At 51.4% G+C, this 22,297-nt stretch carries 21 protein-coding genes and 3 tRNA genes; 11 read left to right on the top strand and 13 right to left on the bottom strand.

Annotated elements, in window-relative coordinates; translation table 11 throughout:
* Window positions 1-136: 136 nt before the first annotated feature.
* The 4 genes from AC5JO6_RS17470 to AC5JO6_RS17455 all read left to right on the top strand — a co-directional run bounded on the left by AC5JO6_RS17470 (window position 137) and on the right by AC5JO6_RS17455 (window position 2,397).
* Entirely contained in the window at window positions 137-478 is a 342-nt protein-coding gene (locus AC5JO6_RS17470) for an STAS domain-containing protein (RefSeq protein WP_496082337.1), read from the top strand.
* Window positions 479-492: 14 nt separating this feature from the next.
* Window positions 493-753, top strand: a complete 261-nt coding sequence (locus AC5JO6_RS17465) for a TIGR02450 family Trp-rich protein (RefSeq protein WP_496082336.1) — start codon at window positions 493-495, stop codon at window positions 751-753.
* Between the two features lie 136 nt (window positions 754-889).
* Window positions 890-1,339: a hypothetical protein gene (locus AC5JO6_RS17460; protein ID WP_496082335.1), complete on the top strand. Its 450-nt coding sequence runs from the start codon at window positions 890-892 to the stop codon at window positions 1,337-1,339.
* A 185-nt stretch (window positions 1,340-1,524) separates the two neighbouring features.
* A complete protein-coding gene (locus tag AC5JO6_RS17455; RefSeq protein ID WP_496082334.1) occupies window positions 1,525-2,397 on the top strand; it encodes an aldo/keto reductase in 873 nt (290 codons plus the stop codon).
* Window positions 2,398-2,431: 34 nt separating this feature from the next.
* On the opposite strand, the gene AC5JO6_RS17450 is transcribed toward AC5JO6_RS17455, so the two are convergent.
* The 6 genes from AC5JO6_RS17450 to AC5JO6_RS17425 all read right to left on the bottom strand — a co-directional run bounded on the left by AC5JO6_RS17450 (window position 2,432) and on the right by AC5JO6_RS17425 (window position 8,574).
* Window positions 2,432-2,632: a DUF4351 domain-containing protein gene (locus tag AC5JO6_RS17450; protein WP_496082333.1), complete on the bottom strand. Its 201-nt coding sequence runs from the start codon at window positions 2,630-2,632 to the stop codon at window positions 2,432-2,434.
* Window positions 2,633-3,048: 416 nt separating this feature from the next.
* Entirely contained in the window at window positions 3,049-4,935 is a 1,887-nt protein-coding gene (ftsH2, locus tag AC5JO6_RS17445) for an ATP-dependent zinc metalloprotease FtsH2 (RefSeq protein ID WP_496082332.1), read from the bottom strand.
* Window positions 4,936-5,268: 333 nt separating this feature from the next.
* On the bottom strand, window positions 5,269-5,769 hold the full coding sequence (locus tag AC5JO6_RS17440; RefSeq protein WP_496082331.1) for a hypothetical protein: 501 nt from the start codon (window positions 5,767-5,769) through the stop codon (window positions 5,269-5,271).
* 234 nt (window positions 5,770-6,003) lie between these two features.
* The gene (gltX, locus tag AC5JO6_RS17435; protein ID WP_496082330.1) at window positions 6,004-7,455 is read right to left on the bottom strand and encodes a glutamate--tRNA ligase; all 1,452 of its coding nucleotides are present in this window, start codon (window positions 7,453-7,455) and stop codon (window positions 6,004-6,006) included.
* Between the two features lie 110 nt (window positions 7,456-7,565).
* Window positions 7,566-7,781: a hypothetical protein gene (locus AC5JO6_RS17430; RefSeq protein WP_496082329.1), complete on the bottom strand. Its 216-nt coding sequence runs from the start codon at window positions 7,779-7,781 to the stop codon at window positions 7,566-7,568.
* Between the two features lie 719 nt (window positions 7,782-8,500).
* Window positions 8,501-8,574: transfer RNA gene (locus AC5JO6_RS17425), tRNA-Asp, on the bottom strand.
* Between the two features lie 148 nt (window positions 8,575-8,722).
* On the opposite strand from AC5JO6_RS17425, the gene AC5JO6_RS17420 reads away from it, so the two are divergent.
* The 4 genes from AC5JO6_RS17420 (at window position 8,723) to AC5JO6_RS17405 (ending at window position 14,933) form a co-directional block, all read left to right on the top strand.
* The gene (locus tag AC5JO6_RS17420; protein WP_496082328.1) at window positions 8,723-9,217 is read left to right on the top strand and encodes a GNAT family N-acetyltransferase; all 495 of its coding nucleotides are present in this window, start codon (window positions 8,723-8,725) and stop codon (window positions 9,215-9,217) included.
* 309 nt (window positions 9,218-9,526) lie between these two features.
* Window positions 9,527-14,347 (top strand): CHAT domain-containing protein, encoded by a 4,821-nt coding sequence (locus AC5JO6_RS17415; protein WP_496082327.1) that lies wholly within the window; start codon window positions 9,527-9,529, stop codon window positions 14,345-14,347.
* Window positions 14,348-14,560: 213 nt separating this feature from the next.
* Window positions 14,561-14,631, top strand: a tRNA-Cys gene (locus AC5JO6_RS17410).
* Between the two features lie 47 nt (window positions 14,632-14,678).
* Complete coding sequence (locus AC5JO6_RS17405) at window positions 14,679-14,933, top strand: transposase family protein (protein WP_496082326.1); 255 nt, start codon at window positions 14,679-14,681, stop codon at window positions 14,931-14,933.
* Between the two features lie 48 nt (window positions 14,934-14,981).
* Here the strand turns inward: AC5JO6_RS17405 and AC5JO6_RS17400 are convergent, their stop codons facing one another.
* From AC5JO6_RS17400 to AC5JO6_RS17380, 5 genes are all read right to left on the bottom strand, one after another.
* Window positions 14,982-15,191 carry a hypothetical protein gene (locus AC5JO6_RS17400; RefSeq protein ID WP_496082325.1) on the bottom strand — a complete coding sequence of 70 codons (210 nt, stop codon included), beginning with the start codon at window positions 15,189-15,191 and terminating at the stop codon, window positions 14,982-14,984.
* A 197-nt stretch (window positions 15,192-15,388) separates the two neighbouring features.
* Window positions 15,389-15,871, bottom strand: a complete 483-nt coding sequence (locus AC5JO6_RS17395; RefSeq protein ID WP_496082324.1) for a nucleotidyltransferase domain-containing protein — start codon at window positions 15,869-15,871, stop codon at window positions 15,389-15,391.
* Window positions 15,872-16,157: 286 nt separating this feature from the next.
* The gene (locus tag AC5JO6_RS17390; protein WP_496082323.1) at window positions 16,158-16,586 is read right to left on the bottom strand and encodes an HNH endonuclease; all 429 of its coding nucleotides are present in this window, start codon (window positions 16,584-16,586) and stop codon (window positions 16,158-16,160) included.
* 84 nt (window positions 16,587-16,670) lie between these two features.
* Complete coding sequence (locus tag AC5JO6_RS17385; RefSeq protein WP_496082322.1) at window positions 16,671-16,994, bottom strand: hypothetical protein; 324 nt, start codon at window positions 16,992-16,994, stop codon at window positions 16,671-16,673.
* A 640-nt stretch (window positions 16,995-17,634) separates the two neighbouring features.
* Entirely contained in the window at window positions 17,635-17,976 is a 342-nt protein-coding gene (locus AC5JO6_RS17380) for a transposase family protein (protein ID WP_496082321.1), read from the bottom strand.
* A gap of 352 nt (window positions 17,977-18,328) precedes the next feature.
* Here AC5JO6_RS17380 and AC5JO6_RS17375 point away from each other — a divergent pair, with 352 nt between their 5' ends.
* Window positions 18,329-18,820, top strand: a complete 492-nt coding sequence (locus AC5JO6_RS17375; RefSeq protein ID WP_496082320.1) for a methylmalonic aciduria and homocystinuria type D protein — start codon at window positions 18,329-18,331, stop codon at window positions 18,818-18,820.
* A 274-nt stretch (window positions 18,821-19,094) separates the two neighbouring features.
* A complete protein-coding gene (locus tag AC5JO6_RS17370; protein WP_496082319.1) occupies window positions 19,095-19,352 on the top strand; it encodes a hypothetical protein in 258 nt (85 codons plus the stop codon).
* A gap of 85 nt (window positions 19,353-19,437) precedes the next feature.
* Here the strand turns inward: AC5JO6_RS17370 and AC5JO6_RS17365 are convergent, their stop codons facing one another.
* Together AC5JO6_RS17365 and AC5JO6_RS17360 are read right to left on the bottom strand one after the other, a co-directional pair.
* On the bottom strand, window positions 19,438-20,223 hold the full coding sequence (locus tag AC5JO6_RS17365; protein ID WP_496082318.1) for a TrmH family RNA methyltransferase: 786 nt from the start codon (window positions 20,221-20,223) through the stop codon (window positions 19,438-19,440).
* A gap of 126 nt (window positions 20,224-20,349) precedes the next feature.
* Window positions 20,350-20,433: transfer RNA gene (locus tag AC5JO6_RS17360), tRNA-Leu, on the bottom strand.
* A 258-nt stretch (window positions 20,434-20,691) separates the two neighbouring features.
* On the opposite strand from AC5JO6_RS17360, the gene murA reads away from it, so the two are divergent.
* Window positions 20,692-22,080: a UDP-N-acetylglucosamine 1-carboxyvinyltransferase gene (gene murA, locus AC5JO6_RS17355; RefSeq protein ID WP_496082442.1), complete on the top strand. Its 1,389-nt coding sequence runs from the start codon at window positions 20,692-20,694 to the stop codon at window positions 22,078-22,080.
* Window positions 22,081-22,297: the final 217 nt, after the last annotated feature.

The following is a 22,297-nucleotide window of genomic DNA, read 5'->3' as shown; positions in this document are numbered from 1 at the left end:
CTGTCTTTTGGGGCGGGCGCAATTAAGCTGATGCCGCAAGCGTTTGATTGTTAATTGATGACGCGCCCCAACAGAAATGTGTTAAACAGCGCATCTTGGGAAACCTAAGACTATTGGAACAGTCGAGGGCTATGTTATGACAGCTATGCAAACGTTTTATCCGAGAAGAATTCTCAGTTCCTCGACAACAGGCGACTTGCTGGAGGGCATTAATAGAAGCCTTGATGCAGGCGCGTCAAATATTCTGATCGATTTTCAGCAGGTTATGTTTATGGACAGCACGGGGCTGTCGGCGCTGGTGATTGCGCTAAAGCGAGTGCGTGGAGTGAACGGACGTTTAGCGCTTTGCCATCTCAACGGGCAAGCCTACATGGTGCTTGAACATAGCGGTATGGATAAAGTATTTGAGCTTTATGACACACCGGAGGAATTCGATCGCTCACTAGCCAACGGTACAGGGAAACCGCTGGCAAAGTAGTTGATAATGGCATCATGGCACGTAAGCAAAAGTTTCCGCACCTGGTGCAATCAAAGTGGACAGCGCATCAAACGATCGATGGCTGGCGACACTTTCAGGTAACCAATCGCAAGAATCAGGGGCAGTGGGTGTTTGCCGAGATGGTAGCTGCCTGCGACCCAACGGTACGCTTTTGGGTCAATGCACGACTGTTGAAGCATCGATCGCTCTGGCAAGCGGGCTGGCAATCACTGCAAGAACAACCGCTGCAAGAACCTGAGACAATCAGCGTTTGATCAAACGATCATCACCGCTTTGAATCACCAAAGAAAACAAAGTCTTCCTTAAGGCAGTTTATTTGTGGACAAATACCAGTGTATTTCAGTCATTAGCCTCGATCGTGAGGTTACGTCTTAAACCAAAGAGGTTTTTATGATGAACTGGCTAGGAAAAGCGGTAGTCGTTGGTTCGTTGGTCTGTCTGGGCTTGCCTGCAAACGCTCAGTCATGTCCTCTCTTAAGGGTTGTAGAAGGCAAAGGCGCTTACTCAGTGCAGAAAAAGGTTTCGGCTGCCAGTACGCCATTAAGCCCCAGTAACTGGAATACTGATTTTGCTGTGCCAGGTGGACAACGCTTTCGTTACTATGCAGCAACAATTCGCGCCAAGAATGGCGGTAACTACAACGTTCAGATGAACCTGAAGTACGCTAACGGCACGTCGGACAAAGTCTACGACAACAAAGTCTCGCTGAAAGACAACGAAGCCCTCAATCTCTCCGGTTCACCCAGACTGAATGCCGAACCGTATCAAATCAATGTCGTTGTGGGCGGTATTCCGGTAACTGGCAATTCCTATACCGTTGCGGCTTCAGGATGCCCCTGATACCAGGTCTCCAAGCATCATGTCTCTAGAAGGATGAATCTTAACTGTTTCTGAGTTGATCTACGGTTAGAGAACGATAAACGTTGCTTCACTCTGCGCCTCTGCGTCTCTGCGGTAGCAACCGTTGCAGCAGAGAAGCCACGCAACGCCTTCTCTCAACCGTAGCTCACTCATATAGGTACGACATGGAAACAAAACAACTAGGCAATACAGGCATCACCGTCAGCGCGATCGGCTTGGGCGGTATGCCCATGTCTCTCAGCAGCCGACCATCGGAAGCACAGGCGATCGCCACCATTCACCGCGCCCTTGATCTCGGTGTCACACTGATCGACACTGCCGACTCCTACTGCAAAGACGAGTCCGACAAGCACCACAACGAGCGGCTGATTCACAAGGCACTCCAGCAATACAGCGGTGATACCACCAACGTCATGATTGCGACCAAAGGCGGCTTAATGCGACCAAATGGTGACTGGACACGCAACGGCAACCCCGATCATCTGCGAGAAACGATTAAGGATAGCTTTGAGGCATTAGGCGGCGATCAACCGATCGGGCTTTGGCAATACCACGCCCCTGATCCTGACTACTCGATTGAAGAATCACTTAAGCCAGCTAAAGAAGCCGTTGTCAACGGTTTGATTCGCTTTGTAGGTGTCTCTAATTTCTCGGTAGAGCAGATTAAACGCGCCCGTAATGTCGTCGAAATTGCCTCAGTGCAGAACCAGTACAACCCCTGGCACCGCGATTCAGAAACCGACGGCGTGCTGGAGTATTGCGATCGCGAGAAGCTAACGTTCTTACCCTGGAGTCCATTAGGTGGCAGTCGGCGGTTTAGCCAGCTTAAAGAAATTGAGGCGATCGTTCAACTGGCTCAGGCAAAAAGCGTTTCCGTTTACAGCATCGTGCTGGCATGGCTACGGGCAAAATCACCGAGCGTATTGCCCATTCCCGGTGCTAGCAAACCACTGAGCATTGAGGATTCAGTTACCGCCGCAACGATTAGTCTCTCTCAAGGCGAAGTTGACCAGATCGATCAGGCAACGGCTACTTGAAGAAAAAGGCATTGATAAACGATCGCGTCACTCGTTATTCTCCAACGTTTTCTGCCAACCACATTTCCAAATCAGACAGGTCAGAGAAATCTAACAAGGCTTCTCCTAAAGATTCCAGTTGCGTCATAGCAAGCGCATCAACGGGCGATCGGGCTGCCTCTGGCAAGGTTTCTACTTTGCGGGTGAGGAGGCGGAGAATGAGCGATCGTTCTCGTTCAAGCCTTGCTCCATTCAACTGGTGACAATCTCCATCACATTCTTCTGCTCTGTTGGCTCTAGTCTACCAAGCTCTTCCTGAAACACCTGCGTCTCTGGTTCATTTAACCGCAAATAGCCTAGCGTTACGGATAGCTTCAGCTAAATCCTTTACTTTTTCGATCCCATGATTACCTCCTGTAACTTAACAAGTTTGTCTTATAGGCAATCTCAGTTGGTAAATCAGCAATTTCAGAACGACTACCCGCCATCAAACATCTTCCAAGCATACTTCGATTTAACAGCTATCTTTGCTGACCTGAACATCATGTCTACAGCCACTCTTTATAACTGCAACTCCATCAATGCCTGACACCAATCAATAACTATAGCCACATAAAAACGAGGGCGATGCATTACCGCCCCCGCTCAACTACTTACTGAGAGTTTTGAGATTTAGATACGAGTAGCGTACTCTTCCTTCTCAGGTATATCTGTATACTCAGAAACGATCTGCCGGAACTCGTCGCCATCAATGGTTTCCTTCTCAATCAGCAGGTCAACCAGGCGATCGATCACCGTGCGGTTCTCGCGGATAATGCGACGGGAATCGTCATAACAATGCTCGACGATCGTGCGAACTTGGGCATCAATCCGAGATGCAATTTCCTCAGAATATTCTGAACGAGTCATCCAGTCACGACCGAGAAACACTTCGCCTTGTTGGCTTTCCAGCGAGAGTGGACCGAGATCAGACATGCCAAAACGAGTCACCATCTGACGCGCCATGTTAGCCACTTGCTGAATGTCGTTCCCCGCACCTGTCGTCACTTCGGCATCGCCAAAAATGACGATCTCAGCCGCGCGACCACCCAATGCGCCTGTAATGCGTGCCAAAATCTGCGATCGTGAAATCAACGTCTGGTCTTCTCCGGGTGTAAACCAGGTTAGCCCCTGCGCTTGACCGCGAGGGATCAAGGTGACTTTCTGTACAGGATCGTGATCCTTGACTAACGTGCCAATGATCGCGTGACCAATTTCATGATATGCAATCAGCCGCTTGCTCTTGCTATCTACCAGCGGCGTACCTTCCATACCTGCAACGACGCGATCGACCGCGTCATCAACTTCGAGCATGGTCATCGCTTCTTTGCGGCGACGTGCAGTGAGAATGGCAGCTTCATTGAGCAAATTTGCTAAGTCAGCCCCGGTAAAACCAGGAGTGCGACGAGCGATCGCTTCAAGCGAGATGTCTGGACCCAGCTTTTTGTTACGAGCGTGAACCTCAAGCACTTCTAGACGACCTTTCATGTCGGGTGCATCAACGGTTACCTGTCGATCGAAACGACCAGGACGCAGCAAGGCAGAGTCCAACACATCGGGGCGGTTGGTTGCCGCGATGATGATGATGCCCGTATTGCCCTCAAAGCCATCCATCTCGGTCAGCAACTGGTTGAGGGTTTGCTCCCGCTCGTCGTTGCCGCCACCAATGCCTGCACCGCGCTGCCGTCCCACAGCATCAATCTCATCAATAAAGATGATGCACGGCGCATTCTCTTTCGCTTTCTTGAACAGGTCACGGACGCGAGAGGCACCCACACCCACAAACATCTCCACAAACTCAGAACCAGAGATGCTGAAGAAGGGTACGCCCGCTTCACCCGCGATCGCCTTGGCTAGTAAGGTTTTTCCCGTACCCGGCGGTCCGATGAGCAGCACCCCTTTGGGAATTTTGGCACCCACTGCCGTAAAGCGTTCGGGCTTTTTGAGGAACGTCACCACTTCTTGCAGTTCTTCTTTTGCCTCTTCAATGCCCGCGACATCATCAAACATCACGCCTGTTTTCGCTTCCATCTGAAAGCGGGCGCGGGACTTGCCGAAGCTCATCGCCTGTCCAGGACCACCGGGTACATTCCCAGAACGGCGGAAGAGAAAGAACAGTCCACCCAGCAGCAGCACTGGAAAGATCAGATTGCCCAACAGTCCCCAAATGGCACCATCGTTGCGTGCTGGGTGAGAATCAAAGCTGATCTTGTCAGTTCGGAGTCGAGTAATAACTTCTGGCGCGTTTCCAGGGAGGTCTACGCGCAGGTGTTGCAGACGATTGTCAAGTTCGGGATCGACCGCTTCGACGATCGCCGTCCGTCCATTCTCATAAAAGTCCACGCTGGTCACTCGATGGGCATCCAGGTACTCTAGAAACCGTCCATAAGTCATCCGGGTACTGGCAGCATTGTTACCCATGTTGGCAGGAGTACTAATCGACGAACCCTGCCATAGAAAAAAACCGATGACTACAGCTGGCAGCGTCCACAATAAGACAGTTCGCCAAGAAAATTTCATACGCTAGCGCCCTCTTAATACGGTTAAAACAGTTTGGTGCCAAGGAAAAGGGGGAGTAATTACCCGCAAAATCTCATTAATTTCATTAAACCAGCAATGGAATGAATACCCTTTTTTGAAACATTGAATGCTGACCCCAACGTGAGGCGATCGCATCGCACTAAGGCAAACCACTCTTGTATGAGAACAATTGTTAACTAAATTTAACGTATTTCTTAGGATCAAAGCAACTGGGTTCTGCCAACGCAAAAGTTTGCTGTTGGCAATTCAGGCTTTCTCAGCACGATGGTTTTGAGACAGTTCTATAGAGACATGAACTGTCACGCCCTCACTCTATTGGCGTTTCTCAGTAATGCGAAGCACATAAGCAGGCGTACGGCTTTGAGCGTAAGAGCTGACCCAGATTTTGTACGTGCCGGGTAGCCACTCACCAGAAACACCAGGATTTTTGCCTTGATAGTCGTCGTTACACCAAATGCCGCCTGGTCCCTGGATCACTAGAGCAGTATCGTCTGCACTCTGAACGACAAGGCTTAACGACTCAAAAAATTCTGTTAGCTCGATCGTGCTGTTTGGCTTGGCATTAGCGTAGCCAGTGCAGTCACCTGTTGGCGTTTTCGCACGACCAATCAGGTCTTTGACAGCCGTATCGCCACCCGCAAAACCTTTCACCTCTAGCGGATTAGGCGAAAAGCGAGGACCCAACGTGACCACATCAAGATTCTGAGGCGACTGAGCTTGCATCGGCGCGATCGCCAGCAAGACAGGTACAAGAGCGAAACAGGCAACGAAGAGTGTGCGTGTTTGTAAGCCGCGATCACTGATGTAAGACATGCTGGAAAAGTAACAATGATAACAACGACGCGTAGACGAGGGTAGAGTTCCTGAGTGCCGAGTGAGGGAGAGGAGGAGTAAGGGAGAGGGGGAGTGAGGGAGTGGGGAGTCGGGAGTAGGGTCAGAGTTTTAAGTTTTGAATTGCTTCCCCTGCTTCCTCTGCTTCCCCTGCTTCCCCTGCTCCTTCTGCCTCCTGCCTCCTGCCTCCTACCTCCTGCCTCCTGTTCCCGACAGCTAATCTGCTTGCGCCGCTGCCAGGGCTTTTTGAAGGCGGGTTTGATCCAGTTCATGTTGATGGAGCAGCAGCCAGGACTGCACTAAGTCGGGACCGTTCATCGCTCCGGTGAGGGCAGCGCGAAGTGTCCGCATGACGAGTCCTTTTTTCAGCTTTTGCTCTTGGACGACCTGCTTAAGCAGATCTTGGATATTCGCTTCGGTGAGTGGTTGGTAGTGTGCGATCGCGGCAGCAGCCGCTTGAATGGCTACAGCAGAACCGTCTTGCTTGAGTTGGGCACTCGCCTCTTCCGTAAAATCTACTGTGGGAGCAAAAAGATAGGCGCTCATCGGCACCGCTTCATCCAACCGTGCAAGGCTGGGACCAATCACGGCGGTTAGTCGTTCTAACCAGGGGCGATCGTGCCAGTCTGCCTCAAAGCCAGCCGCTTGCCAGTAGGGAAGCAGCAGATTAGTGAGTTGGTCAGCGGGCATTGCGTGCAGATATTGACCGTTGAGCCAGTTGAGCTTATCCCAATCGAACTTGGCACCCGCTTTGTTGACCCGCTCAAACCCAAAGTTCGGGGCAGCCGTTTCCAGCGTAAAGAGTTCGGTCATGCCTTCGGGCGGCGACCACCCCAGGAGTGCCATATAGTTCACCAATGCTTCAGGAACGTAGCCCATCCGCTGAAAATCTGAGATCGAGGTAACGCCATCGCGCTTAGAAAGTTTTGCACCCGCCTCGTTAAGGATTAAGGGTGTATGCCCAAACGTAGGCATCTCGGCTTCCAGCGCTTCGTACAGCAAGATTTGTTTAGGCGTGTTGCCAATATGGTCTTCACCACGAATGATGTGCGTGATGTTCATATCAATGTCATCCACCACGACGACAAAGTTGTAGAGCGGTTGCCCAAAATCATCACCAGACGCTGCACGCGCAATGACCATATCGCCGCCCAGGTCACGCCCCTTCCAGCTCAGGTTACCGCGCACAAGGTCGTTCCAAACAATTTCACGATCGTCCTCAATCATGAACCGAATTACCGACGATCGCCCCTCGGCTTCGTAGGCAGCCCGTTGTTCGGATGTGAGGTTGCGATGACGGTTATCGTAACGGGGTGCTTCACCATTAACTTTCTGCGCCTCTCGCATGGCATCCAGTTCTTCTGGCGTGTCATAGGCACGATATGCCAAGCCTTTGTCTAGCAGCGCTTGTACCTTCTGTTGATACAACTCCAGGCGCTTACTTTGATAGAACGGTCCTTCATCCCAGGTCAAACCCAGCCAGGTCAAGCCGTCGAGAATGTTCTGAGTATATTCAGGACGCGATCGCTCCTGATCCGTATCCTCAATCCGCAGCACAAACGTACCGCCAGTATGACGCGCATAGAGCCAGTTAAAGACGGCTGTACGCGCTGTACCAATGTGGAGGTTTCCGGTGGGACTTGGGGCAAGGCGAACGCGAACGGTCATAAGGGAAGGATGAAAGCTAAAGGATGCAGTCTAAAATGCCAGCGTTACTAAAGTTTAGGGAAGAACGGCGAAAAAGTTCAACCTCGATGTCCATTGATTCGGGTATCCACTCACTGCGCGGTGGTCGGCTTAGGTTCGCTAGGATGCATGATGCCCCACAGTTTCTCGGCATCGCCATCGGTTAACGTGACAACGCTATTCTTATCAGAGGTATCTGCTGCGAAGTGGACAAAGCCTTTCAGCGTTTCGTTGGTTGACCACACAATGCGCGTAATGTGCTCTGTATTTAAAGTTGCTTGGGCAGCCGGGAAGTAGATAAAAGCCATGTGGAGTTCCTTTGGAGTTAGAGAGCAGACTAAGTGGCAGCTAGAATGACTTGAAGCACACACACTAGCTCATTTAACGCTGGAACGGCATCGTGTGGAGCGCCTAGCCTGTGAGTTTATAAAAACTTGTCGAATCGTCTTCAAAAAACGGCGATCGACCTATAGCTGTTGCCAAGACGCTTAGGACATTGAGCTCAAGCCGAAGGGGGTTTCACCCCTGCACCCTGTCCTAACCGATATGGCTGTGGCTATAAATCATTTGAGTGCGATCCAAATGGACGTTAACGACGTATCTTAGTTGTGTTCTCTGTTGATCCTGTTGCCCATGCAAGAACAATTTTGGTATTTGCAGTGGGGTGCATCTATCTACCTTGTTCGCTCTTGTACGATCGCGCACTTGCCGTTTCTTAGAACGCCAGTCTTTGACTCTGAAGACGAGGCAATCACTTATCGCAATTGGCTTTCCTCATGTTCCGGTTCCCGTTGATGACCACCAACGTTCAGAAATAAAGTCAAAGCTTGATAGTCTACAGCAGCGCTTGGGCATACTAAGTTCGTCATAGTAGATGCATCCTGATGGGTTACCAGCCCAGTCTTCGGATTGGGCTTTTTTGTCTAAAAGATTTGACCACTGTTAATACGCTCTTGGTTCTGACTACGGCGCAGTAAGGCAGTTCGTTTGCTGAAAAAGCAAACTGCTTAGTACCAGACGGGAGCTACGGGACTGACGGGGCTCGAACCCGCAACTTCCGCCGTGACAGGGCGGTGCTCTAACCAATTGAACTACAGTCCCTCGGTGCCTTTTTAGAGGCGATCTACATTGTGATGATCGGCGACGCTTTTGTCAAACGTTTTCTGAGTTTTCTCAAGCGACCTGGACGAGCTGACGCGCAACCAACTTTGTGATAAGTTCCAGCCAACGTGGAGGCTAGGGAGCAGCAATGTACATTCGAGATGCAGCAGCAGCGGATTTGACAGCGATCGTCGCGATCTATAACTCAACGATCGCCAGTCAGGCAGTGACAGCCGATCTCGCTCCTGTTACGGTAGAAAGTCGCGTGAGTTGGTTTCAAGCACACAGCGCCGACAAACGACCGCTGTGGGTGATGGACGTAGAGGGAGAGGTTGCTGGCTGGTTAGGTTTCCAGTCGTTTTACTACGGACGGGCGGCTTACGACAGTGCGGCAGAGTTGAGCATCTATGTTTCCTTGCATCACCGTCGCAAAGGCATTGGGCAGACACTGCTGAAGGAGGCGATCGCGCAAAGTTCGTCGTTTGGCATTAAAACGCTCATGGGGTTTATCTTTGCTCATAATCAGCCAAGCCTGCGCCTCTTTGAGCAGTTTGGCTTTCAACGGTGGGGTTATCTACCAGGAGTCGCAGAGTTTGAGACCGTTCGCTGTGATCTCGTCATTATGGGGCTACAGTTGCCCTGAAACGGTAGTGTTTCCTAAAGAAATCAAGTAGCGTCACAGATTCCTAGCTTCTTGGTTCAGTCCTGATTGGATGGGATGAACCTGATTCAGAAGTTAGGGATCTAGCAGGATTACCTCTCTTCAGCAAGCCAGTCGATCAGCGTGAGCCTTGTGCAAGCAAACCTTTGTCAAGATTTATCCCATCCTTCAGGATGAGCACATTACAGTTTAGATTTAATTTCTGAGGACTAAATCACCTTCTGAACTGTCGAGGGCTTTGTCTAGGACTCACTGCGATGAATGATCAGACCTTATGCGTGAAGGCACACTATGTCACCTCTGATTTCGCTTGTGATGACGACGTACAACCGGGAGCGGTTTCTGGGTGCTGCGATCGAGAGTGTGCTGCAACAGACGTTTACTGACTTTGAGCTGCTGGTTTGGGATGACGGTTCTGATGATCGATCGGTGGCGATCATCGATCGCTATGCAGCACGCGACCCACGGGTGCGTGTCGTTGCCGCAGCCCATCGAGGACGGGTCGCAGCACTCCAGGCAGCGATCGCCCACACGACCGGAGCCTATCTTGGTTGGGTCGATAGCGATGATCTGCTGGCTCCAACAGCGCTTGAGCAAACGGTTCGCATTCTGAACGAGCAGCCGCAAGCAGGGATGGTGTACACCGATTACCTGGATATTGACGAGCAGGGTGCGGTCATGCACTATGGACAGCGGTGTCGCATTCCTTACTCTAAAGAACGACTGCTGCTGGATTTCATGACCTTTCACTTTCGCCTGCTGCGGCGATCGATCTTTGAGCAGGTGGGCGGTATCAGCAGCAGCTCAGACTACGTAGAAGATTACGACTTATGCCTGCGCTTGTCTGAAGTCACTGAGGTGCATCGGGTCAGGCAACCACTTTACTACTACCGTAACCATACTGGCAGTGCTTCTCAGCAGTGGCGGCTGGAGCAAGTGCTGCGATCGCGCACGGCGATCGCTCAGGCACTCCAACGTCGAGGCTTGGCAGATCAGTTTGCGATCGAAGTTTGCTTTCCTGAAGGACGCTTCTTTCTGCGTCGCAAGCCCGTTTCAACTCCGGTCAAACCCCCTTTAGTCAGCAGAATGGGATCACTCCTGGCATCCTTACCCCCACTTCCCACTCCCTACTCCCGTTCGGCTGAGCGCTGTTCGGCTGAGCGCTCACGTCGAAGCTCACGTCGAAGCCTATTCCCCACTCCCCACTCCCTACTCCCCACTCCCCACTCCCCACTCCCCACCCTCGTTAGTTCATTCCTGGCATCCTTACCGCTGCTGGGCATCATGGCAACGGCTCCTGCCCGCGCCCAGTCAGTCACCGCAGCCCCTGACGGCACCAATACCAGCGTGACTCTTAGCGGCAACCGTTATGACATTAGCGGCGGCACTCAGGCAGGTGCAAATTTGTTCCAAAGCTTCCAGCGGTTTGGGCTGTCTGCCAATGAAACCGCTAATTTTTTGGCGAATCCCCAAATTCAGAACATTTTGGGACGAGTGGTGGGCGGCGAGGCTTCCATCATCAATGGACGGCTTCAGGTGACAGGTAGCAACGCCAACCTGTTTCTGCTCAATCCGGCAGGTATTGTGTTTGGTGCGAACGCCAGTTTGAATGTTCCTGGTTCCTTTACGGCAACAACCGCTAATGGCATTGGGTTCGGCAACGGGTGGTTTAGCGCCGATGGGACAAATGACTACGCGGCGCTAGTAGGGACACCGGATACGTTTGCGTTTACGATCGCGCAACCGGGCAGCATCGTCAATTTTGGCAATCTTGCCGTTGCCTCTGGTCAAACACTGAGATTGCTGGGTGGGACGATCGTCAGCACGGGTACCCTCACTGCACCAGAGGGGCAGCTCGTCGTCGCTGCCGTTCCTGGTCGGAGCCTTGTCAAACTCAGCCAGCCCGGAAATCTTTTGAGTCTGGAAGTTCAGCCGATCGCGCCAACGCAGTCAGCCGTACCGAACGCCTGGAGTTTACCGATCGCCTCCCTCCCTCAACTGCTGACTGGAGGCAATTTTGGCAACGCGACAGGGGTGAGCGTGAATCCTGATGGTACGGTTTCGCTAACTGGCTCGACAACGGCGATCGCACCGGGTGATGTCGTCGTTCGCACTGCTACAGCTCAGACCGCAACCTTAGCAGCGAATCGTAATCTGACGCTGGTTGAAAGCCAACTGCAAACGACAGGTGACCTGAACCTGCTGGCACGGGATACGGTGTTTATTCGTGATAGTGTTGCCACTCCGTTTACAGCAAAAGCGGGCGGAAAACTGACGGTGCAGGGCGATCGAGGCATCGATATTCTGGCACTCAACCATCTGCAAACGGCACCCTTTCAAAGCGGCAGCGACCTCAGCCTCATCAGTGATGGTGCAATTTCTGGCGATTCGCACTTTACCAGTAGCGGTAATCTTTTTGTACTGAACCTGTCTGGTGGCGCAGGCACGTTTGTGAGCCTTTATGACCCAATTATCACCGCCGCAGGTGCCTTCACGAACGGTGCTTACACAGGTGTTGCGCTCAAGGTACAAGCGGGTGGAGACATTACGTTTACAGGAGCGATCACCATTACTGGCAATGATGTCACAGCCACAGGCGACCCCGATTCGGGCTTGCTGACGACCAGTCGAGCGCTCATTTTGCGTACCAGTGCTGGCAATATTTTGACAGGCGACATTACTACCAGCAGTACGGTGGGTAATGGCGGTCCAGTGATCCTCTCGGCTCCTGGCAGCATTACAACAGGCACGATCGACTCCTCATCCACAGGTGCTGGCTTCGGCACTTTCAGCGGAGGAGCGGTCAACTTAACGGCTGGCGGTAGCATCACCACAAACAACATCAATTCATTCTACGCGGGTGGTAACGGGTACGGCGCTCAGGGCGGCAATGTCACGCTGCAAGCAGGAGGCAGCATTGTGACTGGCACCATTAATGCCTCAGCTATTACAAACACCACTTTTGCAGTGGGCAATCCGACGTATCAAGGCGGAGCCGTTAGTCTCCTTTCTGGCTCTGTCCCTGGTAGCGACATCACGTTTACCAGTATCGATACACGCGGCATCGAAAACCTTGCTAATGCCACGGGCAATGGGGGCAATGTGCAAGTTCTTGCGACTGGACTGGTGCAGGGTTCTTTAGCGGGTACGACGATCGCCACTCAGGGGTCAGACACAGGCGGCACGATCGCCATTCAACATGATGGTGGTCCTAACAACCTACCGTTTGTTGTTGGCAGCACAAGCGCAAACGGCACAGCAGGCGCACTTAACCGGGGCGGCACGAATGTCATCGCGTCCGGTAGTTTTCCCGTGCAGGCGAATAACATCACAGTGGTGCCAACGGCGGGTATAACCATTACCGCTCTCAATACACCACCGACGCTGAGCGCTAATGCGTCACTCTCTGGAGCAACTAGAAATGTCCCGTTTACGATTGATTACATCGCGTTGTCCCCTAGCGTGGCAGATGTCAACCAGGATGTGACAGTGCTCACCATTGCGTCGATCGCCCCTGGTGCAACGTTAACCCTCAACGGTAATCCCGTCATTCCTGGCAGCAGTACCCTTACCCCAGGTGATGTTCTTGTCTACACACCCCCAGCAGACGCGATTGGACTACTCAATGCCTTTACGCTCAGGGCTACCGATGGTGTCTCGACTTCCAATCCAGTACAGGTGCAAGTAAATGTCCAGGATCCTGGTGTCAACAACCCAACCCCAGAAACCATCACGGTGCCAGATCTCTGTGCGTTAACAAGCTGCTCTCGAACAGACCTGAAACCGATCGGGAATCCGCTGCCTGCTTTTCAATTGGCACCCGATACTCCAGACGATCGCTTCACTCGCACGTTTGAGGCGTATCTTGGGCTGGCAGATACCCGTGAGAAGTCCCGCGAAGAACCCAGAGAAGTGGCTCAACGCATTGAGAAAGATACTGGTGCCAAGCCTGCCTTCATTTACGTCAGTTTTGTGCCTGCCTCACTCGAAGCAGCGGTGACCCAAACCAAGCAACTTCGGGATGATACTGTCGATACAAGCTTCGCTCAGACGAGTCAACGCAGCACGGATCAACTCGAACTCGTCGTGGTTACCGCAAACGGTGAAGCCATTCGTAAACGTATTCCAGAAGCAACTCGCGCTCTCGTGCTGCCGCTGGCGCAACGGTTCCGCACTGAAATCTCAGATCCCCGTAAGACACGCGCTACAACGTATCTCGGTATGAGCCGCCAGCTTTATCAGTGGATGATCGCACCGATCGCCGCTGATCTGCAAACCAGAGGCATTGATAATCTGGTGTTTCTGCTAGATACAGGCTTGCGATCGCTCCCCGTTGCCGCGCTCAACGATGGTCAAGGCTTTCTCATCGAAAAATACAGCATTGGTGTCATGCCCAGCCTGAACCTCACGGACACCCGCTACCGCAATATTCGAGATGTCAAGGTGTTGGGGCTAGGCATCTCAGAAAGTACTCAAGATCAGCCCCCCCTACCATCTGTACCCGTTGAAGTGTCCCTTCTGGTAAACCAACTCTGGTCTGGACGGCTTGCCTTTAACAACAACGTCACCCTCGCCAACCTCAAAGCGTTTCGTCAAGAGCAGCCCTTTGGCATCATTCATCTGGCAACTCACGCTGACTTTTCCCCTGGTTCGATCGACAACTCCTACATCCAACTCTGGAACGATAAACTACGGCTCGATCAAGTCCGTCAACTCGGCTGGAACGATCCACAAATCGAACTCCTTGTGCTAAGCGCCTGTGCCACGGCTCTGGGCGATCGCGAAGCCGAACTGGGCTTTGGCGGTCTGGCAGTGCAAACAGGCGTTAAAACCGCCGTTGCCAGCCTGTGGTACGTTAGCGATGCCGCCACGACCGCTCTTATGACTGGCTTCTACAAAGATCTCCGCACTGCCCGCATCAAAGCCGAAGCACTCCGAAAAGCACAGCTCGACATGGCACAAGGACGGGTCTTCCTTCAAAATGGTCGTCTGCAAGGTATTGAAGCAGGCGAAGGAATTCCCTTGCCACCAGCTAGCCTTGCCGTCCGCGATCGTCAACTCTCCCATCCGTATTATTGGGCAGCCTTTACCATGATCGGCAACCCGTGGTAGGAGAAAGCTAAAGACCAAAAATCGATACTGCTTTTATGCTTAATCGCCAATCATTTGTGCCAGTCTGCGCTGAAAACGAAACAAGGCGATCGCGCTGCTACAGGTACTTTCACTTCATTACGCTTCCTTGAACAGCAATTCAGAAGCATTCTGATAGATCAGTAGCGAATAAAATTTGGTATAGTCAAGTTTCTAGAAATCATTCACGGTTTCGGCGGCATAGCCAAGTGGTAAGGCAAGGGTCTGCAAAATCCTCACCCTCGGTTCAAATCCGAGTGCCGCCTTCTGATGTACAATTACGAATTCGTGAAACGCGACAAAGAGTTCGTGATTGTATAGTGTCCACCAGCAGTATGACAACATCCGCATCCCACATAAGAAACCGAGAGGTGGGAAACTGAGCGCGGAGCAGAAGGCTGAGAATCGAGCGTTGAGCCAATCACGGGTGATCTGTGAGCATGCCTTCGCTGGAGTGAAGCGCTATGGCGCAGTCAGTAGCATTTATCGGAATCGGATTGAGGCGTTTGATGATCACTTGATGCTGACTGCGGCTGGCTTATGGAACTTCTACTTGATGGCTGCCTGAGAAAGACATTCCAAACCAGGAAGGTCAGAATCTCAACCTAACCTGTAATTATTTCCCAACAGCTCTATTAACTGGCGGTTTAACATCATCTACCTGGTATTCAAAATACGGATTTCGTGGGGCAGTCTCTGCATCTCTCCCTCCATCTGAACCATACAGAGGAGTTAGACGAGTATCTACGCCAAATTTGGCATCAAGAATACTGTTGACTAGCCTTTGAAATTTTATTGCATCTAGTTCATTGAAGTAGTATTCCATAGATACTTCCAACTCGAATTGGTTAAGACCCTAGGGCTTATTAGCTTTGTTACAGATAGCCGCTCTTACCTACATAAATTTACATTGCTCTCCTGACAGCTAGTGTTTGCGTTATTCTAACTTACTAACGTAAGCAGCTTTTGGTATGGAGAAATAATACTAGACTCCTACCTGCGGTTCGTGGTGTAGATGCCAGATTACTCCAAAACGACATTTGGATCGTGAAGCGGTAGGCAAAGGGCAACTTCACCCATATAGATCGAGGATACGAAGCCGTGAGGATGTCCGGGTTGGTAGTCAATCGCAATTTTTCCAGCATGGCAGTCATTGATGACCTGATTCACCTGAGCCACATCCCGATAGAGAAAATCGACTGGAATGCCTTCCACTTTGAGCCATCCCCCACCATTAATCCACTTTCCCCACTCACCGATTGGGGTGATCAGGTTTGTACGGTGGCTGTCATCTAGTTCAGAGGCAAGGCGATTCAGAGCAAGGAGATCAGGCGGGTTCTCTGGCTGGTAATAAAGCCCCAGATCTACATCTGACTTGGGTGTATGGTTGCCTCTTGCCCTTGAGCCACCTAACGCGATCGCCACAATTCCCTCAACCAACTGCAAGCGATCGACAAGATGATGAATGAACTGGGGCAACTGCTGATTCATATTGCTCCATCCCATCACTTGTTCCAAATCACAATTAGGTGAACTGAAGCAGCGAAACCTACAACTCCAGTTCACCCGCAACAGATTGCCAATCTGGAACTGATTGTACCTGCTTCAGCCCAGGTTCAGCGCTTTCGAACCCATCTGCCCTCTCTTATTTGGGTCTTACTTGTGAAACCCAAGCAAGGAATTTTTGTCGCTGTGGGTCTTGCTTTGGCTTCTCCAGAGTACTCAGGTGCAGTACCAGATGAGAGTTGTCGTAGAGTGTGTGAATTTGTCGATGGCAGGCAGGAAAAAACTTTCACTGAATTGTAGGAGGATGCCAACCACTGATCACCCAACGCGAACGAGTAGCCAAGATGACCGGATTATTCATCCGTAATGCAGCAATCATGGCTCGTCCGACTGGCGTTTGCCCCTCCACTCGTGTTGCATCCAAGCTCCAAGCGAAGTATTCTGACCACTGCTGTGCCCTCGGATTAAACAAGGGAACGATTTCCCCAGTGAGCGGATCTTGGGCTTCGGTCAAGTCGGATTTGTACTCATTGCAGGAGCGACAAGCCAAGCAAACATTTTCAAAGGAAGTGTTCCCGCCTTTGGACTGGGGGTGAATGTGGTCAAAGCTCATTGGCAGACCGCTATTGGCTTCGCTGGTCAAGCAGTAGCAGCAGCCATGGCGATCGCACTCTCGAATTTGGGTCTTTAAAGATTCAGGAATATAGGCAGACACAAGCGATCAGGAATGGGGAACACGATGACCACGCCAATGTAAAAGAGCAGCAGCATGGGCTTTCCGTAATATGAAAAGATCCGCCTACGATCGCAGTTCTGCCAACTCCACCTGTTCTGCTGAGGTAAGAGTGTGTTCTTTGTTGCGCTCCAACAACTCGAAATGCCGTGCCATATCCTCCTCAGTCTTGTGACCTGTGGCAACCTTCCATAGAGCCTCATCTTCCAAACGGTCAAGAGCGGCTAAATCTGCCTGAAACTCATCGGGTGCATCTTCCCAATCTGGAGGACTACCGACTTTCAGGGCATGGAGCATGACCGCTTCAAGCGATCGCCCTGTTGCGGTCGCCGTATTGACCAATCGCTGATAGATAGGATCTGGAAGTTGCAGTGTGACAGTTGCAGTCATACGAGGACAACAAGTTTATCTCCTTAATACCTTATATTCTACCGGGAGCCTCTTGAGGAGGATAGCCATCGTGCAGTTACACTGATCTTATAGGGGTCGCTTCTAAGAACACAGCAACCTATTCAATAATCTCTGAGTGAAGTTTTCCTATAGTTGGTAGGCGATCGCCTTCGGCAACAGTGAAGCCCCCGCAGGATGAAGGAAAACTGCTCCAACGAAATGACACGTAATCCTTCGGTAAATTTAGTAGAGCTTGAAACTACTCATGTGTATAGGTTTCAGCTTCTAAACTAACGAAGTGACACTTATTTCTTCGGTAGCCTCACGATATGACACATAATCCTTCGGTAAACCTAGTAAGACTTGAAACTGTTAATACGTAAAGGTTTCAGCTTTTAAGCCAACAAAGTGACATGAAATTCTTCGGCGATCGCCGAAGAACGATGAAATCGTTCCAGGACAAGGGTTTCAAACAATGACTGACGAAGTGACATTTATTTCTTCGGTAGCCCCACGAAATGACACATAATCCTTCGGTTGGGTTTTCTTGAAAAATTGAGCGCTAAAAAACCTCAAAGCTTTATTCTGTAGGACTTTGAGGCGAAGGACGGTTGTGACATTTATTCCTTCGGTTGTGACACTAATTCCTTCGCTCTACACTGGCTGTTCCCCCTAAAGCAACTCCAGTGTCTTGGATTTGTTGAGTCATGCGATTGGTGCGCCGCGACCAAGGTGCAGTTAATTGAGGCAAGCGTTCGCCGAAAATCCGACGTTGACAGCTCTGATTGTCGCAGAACAGTTTACGAACTGTAATTTCCAAAGTAACTGAACATTCAGCCCAGTTCAGATCCCTCAATCTTCGTTCATAGCAGCTATGAACTCGCTGGCTCAACTGTTGACAGACTGGGCAAGCGGCATGGGGCTGGGTTGAAGTGAGATTGAGAGTAATACGCCCTGTGTTTGCTTCTACAGCCTCCTCCAAGCTGAGATGCGTTGAATTAGGTAGAAGTTGGCGGATGAGATGATGGACGAAGTGGATACCCTCCTGAAAAATGTTCCTCTATCTCCAGTCTGCCGAAGCTTCACCAAAAGTGCGTAAGAACCGAAATAGCCTTGAACTCCCCCTTTTTAAGGGGGATTAAGGGGGATCTAGGTTTTTGCTACGAATGGGAGAACTTGTAAAACATCCTCTTAGAAGCTTTACGAAAGACTGCCCTGAGACCAGCGTCTGTATTGGTCTGGGAGAAAGGTCGTAACGAAGGGCACTACTAAAGTCCTCGCTTGCATGGCACATACTCCTGCGTAAAATGGGGAAAACGATCGCCCGAAAATGTGTGAATGGAGCTATCGAACTGGCGCAAACTCAATACTCCGTCCATCCACCCAGTCAGTTTGTCTCTCATTATCAGGACAAACTGCTACCTGATTGGTTATGCCCAGCGCGATCAATGCTGATTGTGCTCCAACCATGTGACTGCGACTTGTTAGAGCGATCGCCCACTGCCGAAGTGCAGAAACGCAAACTGCGTCGGCGGTTTCTCAAACTTGGCTATGCGATCGCGGTACAGATCAACCGTAGGGGATATACTGCTGCCCTCTTTGATCCTCGCACTGGCTTACCCCTGCTTGCTCGCCCTGGAGAGCTTAAGTTAGATGACGTAGCAATTGTACACGCCGCGTTGGGCTATCGCATTGCTGGTAGCGACGGCTGCTCGATCGTGATTCATCCCATGTGGGGACAGGCGGTTTATCCCTCAACATTAGTCTCGTCAGCAGAACCAGCGCTAGTGGAGCAGATTTTGCGCGAGATGGAGGAGTCTAGCTAAAACGAAAAGCAGTGGTCGATCGCGCTAATTTAGCGAAACTGACCACTTGCAACTGACTCAAGTAACCCTTGACGCTATTGTGAGGGTTGCTAATTTGGTTGCTTGACGTAACCCGACTCTAAATTGGGAACCTTAATACTGACCGTTCAGCCAGAGTGCCACTTACGGTCGATCGCCGCTTACAAACTCAGTTCTCACGTTCAAACGGACAGTTCATCCCGTCACTCTCCCAAGCAGTCCGGTTTTTTGATCCTTGATTGTGGAGTCAGCACTTATGAATCAGCGTCAGCAAAACCTACGGTACGCAGCAGCTAGGGCGTTTATAGAATCGCTTGACCAACTGCAAGAGACGCTTCAACCCGCTGACCAGACCTTACCGCCACCTCTACCTGAGCCGAACCAACAGAGAAACATCAATGCATCTCTCACCGAGCAGTTTGACTTGAATAGCTTTGAGCAGGCAGTGGCAGATATTGAGGAATTTATTCAGAAGCGGCAGCAGGATGGGGAGGGGAGTAGGGAGTCGGAGTAGGGAGTCGGAGTAGGGAGTCGGGAGTGGGGAGTCGATCAGAACTAACAGCCAGGAGTATGGCGCAGAATCACTTACTCCTCACTCCTCACTCCTCACTCCTCACCCGTTGCCGCTTGGCTTCGTATAAAATGAGCGCTGCGGCGATCGCCACATTCAACGACTCCACGCCGGGACTTAAGGGAATGGTGACTTGGCGATTGGCGATCGCCGCAAGCTCTGGCGAGAGTCCTCCACCCTCATTGCCCATGAGAATCAGCGTTGGCTGTCGCAAATCAACCTCCCAGTACGTCAAGGTTGCGGCTGGTAAAGTGGCAACGATCTGCATCCCCTGTTGCTGACAGTGAGTCAGCTCTGCTTGCAGATTAGAACTCGCCGCCATTGGTAGCTGAAACCATTGTCCGGCAGACGATCGCAACACTTTGGGATGGTCAAAATCAACGCTGTCAGCACTGAGCAACAAGCCATCGGCACCCGCCGCCGCCGCCGTGCGAATCATCGTGCCCAAGTTGCCGGGATCTTGCACCGTTTCTAAAACCAAGCCAAGACTAGCAAAGACCGGAGCAGGCGTGGATGTACGTTCAACAGTGGCAACAACGCCGTCCGGTTCAACCGTCGTGGCGATCGCGCGTAGTACATCGGCGCTAACGAGTTCAATCCGCTGTGAGAGACGCTGTGCCTGCTCCCACAGCAAAGGATACCTTGTTTGCCACGCGATCGTATGGCAGAGGGTTTCCAATGGGCGATCGGCGATCAGTGCTGCTTCTAATAAGTGGGTACCTTCTAGCAAAAAAAGCTGCTGCTGCCGCCGCTCCTTTGTCTGATGAAGTTTTCGTATCTGTTTTACTAAAGGGTTCTGAAGGCTGGTCAGCACTTAAGTTTGATCAATTAAAATTTTGTTACAAACATCGTTACAAAGATAAGCAAATCTGAGGGATGCACGGAGCTAATGTGATACCTCGGCTACTTAAGTTGTTTCTCCCATCTGGCTCAGTCTAAATGCGGAACCCGGGACTTGAACCCGGAAGTCCTTGCGAACACTAGAACCTGAATCTAGCGCGTCTACCAATTCCGCCAGTTCCGCACGTGTGCAGCGACAGCCGTGATTCACAATCATCGATTAATTGGCGACATCTGTCAATCACTTTTGACCAGAAATAGAGCATACTTCTGTGATGCCCCAAAGCTGTTGGGCGATCGCGTTGGCGATGAAAAACTGTACATTTTGCATCTTTCCGGTAAGATTTCGATGTCAGTTTTTTTAAAGCCCTCAAAAACTATGGCTTGCAAAACTGACGCTTCACGTTGATGCGTCACCCAATATTTATCGGAGGACAGACCAATTACTCTCTCGACTAGCCTCTCCAATACACATTCTTCAGCGGAAGAAGATAAAGCCGTCCTGCAAATCGTGGGCGGTGCTTCTTTGCACGGTCATGTTGCTATCAGCGGCGCTAAGAATTCGGCGCTCGTCATCATGGCTGGAGCACTGCTTTGCTCGCAAGACTGCCGCATCCGCAATGTTCCGGCTCTGGCGGATGTGACCCGCATGGGCGAAATTCTCTCCGCCCTGGGAGTAAAACTAGAGCGGCAGGGAGATAGCTTGTTGGTCAATGCCTCTCATATTGCTCAGTCGAAAGCACCGTACGAGTTGGTCAGTCAACTCCGCGCCAGCTTTTTTGTCATTGGTCCTCTCCTTGCTCGTCTAGGCGTTGCCAGAATTCCCTTGCCTGGTGGCTGCGCGATCGGTGCTCGACCCGTTGATCTGCACGTGCGCGGTTTGCAAGCGATGGGTGCAAACGTGCAAATTGATCACGGCATCGTGAATGCCTATCTGAGCGGCAGAAAGAAGCGTCTTCAGGGCGCAAAAATTTATCTGGATTATCCCAGCGTGGGGGCGACTGAAACGCTGATGATGGCAGCCACTCTAGCAGAGGGCGAAACGACGATCGAAAACGCCGCTCAAGAACCAGAGGTTGCCGATTTAGCTAATTTCTGTCGGGCGATGGGTGCCAAAATTCGTGGTGCGGGCACCAATACGATTACGATCGTGGGTGTACCCAGCTTGCATACTACCGACTACGCCATTGTCCCCGATCGTGTAGAAGCGGGCACTTTTCTGGTTGCCGGAGCGATCACCCACTCTGAAATCAGCCTCTCTCCAGTAGTGCCAGACCATTTAACAGCGGTGATTGCCAAGCTCCACGCGATCGGCGCACAGGTCATTGAAGACGCGCCCAATCGCCTTCGCATTGTTCCCGGTCAGCGTCACCTTGCCACCGATATTGAAACGCTGCCCTATCCTGGATTTCCGACCGATATGCAGGCACCGTTTATGGCATTGCTGACTCTCAGTGACGGCGATAGCGTGATGACTGAAACCGTCTTTGAAAACCGTTTTGGTCACGTGCCAGAGCTGACCCGCATGGGAGCCGACATCCGTGTCAAAGGTACTCACGCGATCGTCCGTGGCGTACCCATGTTGTCCGGTGCTCCTGTGGTTGCAACCGATCTTCGTGCGTCTGCGTCTCTGGTATTGGCAGGTCTAGCGGCTCATGGTAAGACAACGGTTCAGGGCTTGCATCATCTCGATCGCGGCTACGAAAATTTGACCGCCAAGCTGCAAAAACTTGGAGCTAATCTACAGCGAACTCAGTTTGGAGTCGATGTAGAGAATCCTCTGCTGCTGCCCGATACAGCGATCGCTATTCCCGTAACCGAACAAGGTTAAGACCTGATGGGGGGGGACGCAGCGCTGCACAGTGCGAAAGCACAGCATGATATCGGAGCGCGAAAGCACAGCATGATATCAGAGCGTGATCACAGACGCAAGGTAGAAGCAGTTCTCGCTATACTGTCGATGAACGACGTACAGCAGTATTGCTCTTAGAATGTCAATCAGCAGTACACAACGGTGGTTTCTAGCTTTGCCTTGTCTCTGGTAGCTG

The sequence above is a fragment of the Tildeniella sp. genome (assembly GCF_059505325.1).
Note: the sequence above shows the minus strand (reverse complement) of the source record. Positions and strands in the feature narration are given on the sequence as shown.

Excerpts from the sequence above, each read along its gene's own strand:
- AC5JO6_RS17440 (WP_496082331.1), bottom strand. The coding sequence starts at position 5,769 with ATGTCTTACATCAGTGATCGCGGCTTACAAACACGCACACTCTTCGTT.
- AC5JO6_RS17370 (WP_496082319.1), top strand. The coding sequence starts at position 19,095 with ATGAATCAGCGTCAGCAAAACCTACGGTACGCAGCAGCTAGGGCGTTT.
- AC5JO6_RS17460 (WP_496082335.1), top strand. The coding sequence starts at position 890 with ATGATGAACTGGCTAGGAAAAGCGGTAGTCGTTGGTTCGTTGGTCTGT.
- AC5JO6_RS17465 (WP_496082336.1), top strand. The coding sequence starts at position 493 with ATGGCACGTAAGCAAAAGTTTCCGCACCTGGTGCAATCAAAGTGGACA.
- AC5JO6_RS17395 (WP_496082324.1), bottom strand. The coding sequence starts at position 15,871 with ATGGGATGGAGCAATATGAATCAGCAGTTGCCCCAGTTCATTCATCAT.
- AC5JO6_RS17470 (WP_496082337.1), top strand. The coding sequence starts at position 137 with ATGACAGCTATGCAAACGTTTTATCCGAGAAGAATTCTCAGTTCCTCG.
- ftsH2 (WP_496082332.1), bottom strand. The coding sequence starts at position 4,935 with ATGAAATTTTCTTGGCGAACTGTCTTATTGTGGACGCTGCCAGCTGTA.
- AC5JO6_RS17455 (WP_496082334.1), top strand. The coding sequence starts at position 1,525 with ATGGAAACAAAACAACTAGGCAATACAGGCATCACCGTCAGCGCGATC.
- gltX (WP_496082330.1), bottom strand. The coding sequence starts at position 7,455 with ATGACCGTTCGCGTTCGCCTTGCCCCAAGTCCCACCGGAAACCTCCAC.
- AC5JO6_RS17400 (WP_496082325.1), bottom strand. The coding sequence starts at position 15,191 with ATGGAATACTACTTCAATGAACTAGATGCAATAAAATTTCAAAGGCTA.
- AC5JO6_RS17415 (WP_496082327.1), top strand. The coding sequence starts at position 9,527 with ATGTCACCTCTGATTTCGCTTGTGATGACGACGTACAACCGGGAGCGG.
- AC5JO6_RS17420 (WP_496082328.1), top strand. The coding sequence starts at position 8,723 with ATGTACATTCGAGATGCAGCAGCAGCGGATTTGACAGCGATCGTCGCG.
- AC5JO6_RS17385 (WP_496082322.1), bottom strand. The coding sequence starts at position 16,994 with ATGACTGCAACTGTCACACTGCAACTTCCAGATCCTATCTATCAGCGA.
- AC5JO6_RS17430 (WP_496082329.1), bottom strand. The coding sequence starts at position 7,781 with ATGGCTTTTATCTACTTCCCGGCTGCCCAAGCAACTTTAAATACAGAG.